We start from the raw sequence: 2928 nt of genomic DNA on the forward strand, positions 1-2928 counted from the left end.
AGACCCCAAGCCGTTCATCTGGACCAAGACAGCCGAAGAGATCCTCGACTCTCTCGCCCGCTTCTGCCGACGGATCTCTGGCGCAGGACACTAGCGGCGGGGCGTTCGTCTCACTTCTGTTGAACGTTCCGTCGCTCCGTGGTTGAACCGGAGCGGCATGTTCGTGCTGCTCGGAACTTCTTCTGGGCAACGGAGCACTCGGTGTTTTCAGGCATTCTCTCTTCGCGCGGGGACGATTCGTCCCCGGTGCGCGCGTGGCTGGTGCTGTGCTGCATGGCCATGCTGCAGTTCTTCATCGCGGTGGACGTGACCGTGGTCAACGTCGCCCTGCCCTCGATCGGCGCCGACTTCGGGGTCGACGGTCACGCCCTGACCTGGGTCGTGGTCGGGTACACGATCACCGGCGGCGGGCTGCTGATGCTCGGCGGCCGACTGGGCGACGCGCTCGGCAGGCGCCGCATCCTCCTGCTCGGCACAACGCTCTTCGGTGTCGCGTCCTTGCTGGCCGGGCTCGCGCCGTCCTTCGCCGTGCTGGTGACGGCCCGGCTGCTGCAGGGTGCCGGGGAAGCGATCGCGCTTCCGGCGGCGATGGCGGTGATCGTGCTCATGTTCCCCGAGGGGCCGCGCAGGTCGCGGGCGCTGAGCGTGTGGGCGGCCGTCGCGAGCTGTGGCCTCGTCTTCGGGTTCGTGGTCTCCGGGATCATCACCGAGCTGCTCGGCTGGCGGTGGATCTTCCTGGTGTCCGTGCCGTTCATCCTGGTCGTGCTCGCCGCTGCGGTCATTCTTGTGCCGAGCGAACGGCCCGCCGAACCCTCGCCTTTGGACCTTCCCGGTTCGCTCCTGCTGGTCGCAGCTCCGCTGCTGTTCACCTTCGGCGTCATCGAGGCGGGAGGGGCGGACGGCACGCTGCCCTGGCTGCCGCTGGCAGCGCTGGGCGGCGCGGTGGCAGCCGGGGCTCTGTTCGTCGGGGTCGAGCGCCGTTCACGGAACCCGCTCGTGCCGCTGCGGTTCTTCCGCAACCGGCCGCGCGTCCTGGCCAACCTCGCCACCGCTCTGCTGAGCGCGGCACTGTCCACCTCGTTCCTGCTGTTCACCTACTACCTGCAGGACCGGTGGGGCGCCGGCCCGCTCCGGGCCGGTCTGACGATGCTGTCCCTGGCGGTGTCCCTGATCGCGGCCTCGGTGCTGGTGCCCCGGCTGCTCGGACGGTGGGGTGCCCGGGCCTGTGTCCTGGCCGGCATCGGCTTCACCGTGCTGGCGATGGCAGCCATCGCGCTGGTCTCCTCCCTCGGGGCCCCCGGCCCGGCGCTGATTCCGGCCATGGTGCTCATCGCGGCCGGGATGGGGTTCGGGATCGTCGGGCTGCAGTACGTCGCGGTGACCGGCGTGACCGAGGACGACGCCGGCATCGCCTCCGGAGTCCAGCGAGCCGTCGACCAACTGGGCGGTTCCACCGGTGTCACGCTCTACGTCGGCACCGGGTTCGCTCCCGCCCTGGACGGCACCGACCCGTTCCTCGCCAGTAGCTTCCTCGCCGTCGCCGGGCTCGCCGCGGCCGGGTGCGTCGCCTGGCGGATCTCCCTGCCCGCCGCGGTGACGGAGGAAACGCTCGGGTGATCTTGGGCAGGGCTGCGCCCGGCCGGACCGCCGGACGGGCGCAGCCCTGGAAACAACAGGTCCACGATCACCACCGGTCAAGCAGAAGGTCACGTGCCCGTCCTGCCTTCCTCCATCACCGGCCCTCTGTGAGAGCAGTTCCACGCGCTGCTCCCGCGCCGCCAGGTCGCTCATCCGCTGGGCTGTTATCGACCCCGCGTCCCGGACAGGGTCGTGTTCGACAAGCTCCTGGCCCGGCTCGTGCTGGGCGGCACCTACCAGCAGCACGCCGACCACCAGGTCTCCGCGACCACGCTGCGGTCCCGGCGGGACGAGTGGATCGCCGCGGGAGTCTTCGAAGCCCTGCACCAGGCCGCGCTGGAGGCCTATGACCAAGCCATCGGCCTGGACCTGGAGAACCTCGCCGTGGACGGGTGCATCGTGAAGGCCCCCCGGCGGCGGGGAGAACACCGGCCCCTCGCCTGTGGACCGCGGGAAATCGGGGACCAAACGGTCGCCGCTGTTACGCCCCACCTTGGAGACTCTTGGGCGCTTCGGTTTCCATCTGCCCGACCGGATCACGGTGCACCTGGACTCGGGCTACGACTCGCGCGTGACCCGCAACCTGCTGACCGAGCTGGGCTGCGGATGGCGGATCACCCCAAAGGGCGCGTTCCTGCCGATCAACCACACCCGCCGGTGGGTTGTCGAACGGACAAACTCCTGGCACACACGGGGCTTCAAGTCACTGGCGATCGTCACTGACCGGCGTGCGGTGGTGCAGGCCGCGTGGGTAGCGCTCGCCGGCGCGGTCATCGTGATCCGGCGCCTGATCCGCAATGCATGGACGGCCTACCGATGGGACACACGGACCGCCCGACGCCCGTGACCTATCCGCGCGAACTCTTAGTTGGACAACCTCGTTCATCGGTCTATGCGGGGTCAGGGGCCGTGCACGAGTCGACGCGCTCGCGGGCGGCCCCTGACCGACGAGGTCGACACCGACATCGTGCTGGCCACCGGGCTTAGGTCGGTTCGGCGCTGGCGGTCGGGCCCTGTACGACCCGCGGCTGGCGGGCGGAACCGCTGGTACTGGTTGGGCGGCGCCACCCCGGATCCACGCTCCGGTGAAGCGGATCTGATCGTCCGCCCAGTTGCCCAGGCGCCCCCACGAACGCAGCCGTCCGAGCAGATAGCCGGCCGCGAGCGCGGCGGCCGCGGTGATGACGACGCTCACCATCATGTCCAGCGCATGCCGATCGCGGACAGCAGCTCCACCCGTTCTGGTGGCAGGGTTGCGGCTCTGCTGCGTTGGTTGCTGATCCATGCGCC

The 2928-nt window shown here is 69.8% G+C and carries 1 protein-coding gene and 1 pseudogene; both read left to right on the plus strand.

From position 1 onward, the window contains the following. The first annotated feature begins 273 nt into the window (after window positions 1–273). Window positions 274–1617, plus strand: coding sequence for an MFS transporter (locus tag ACFYOJ_RS36215; RefSeq protein WP_356559452.1), 1344 nt, complete (start codon window positions 274–276; stop codon window positions 1615–1617). A 147-nt stretch (window positions 1618–1764) separates the two neighbouring features. Continuing rightward, window positions 1765–2485, plus strand: a pseudogene (locus ACFYOJ_RS36220) (IS5/IS1182 family transposase). Window positions 2486–2928: the final 443 nt, after the last annotated feature.

This window comes from Streptomyces sp. NPDC006384 (assembly GCF_042870695.1).
Lineage (GTDB): Bacteria > Actinomycetota > Actinomycetes > Streptomycetales > Streptomycetaceae > Streptomyces.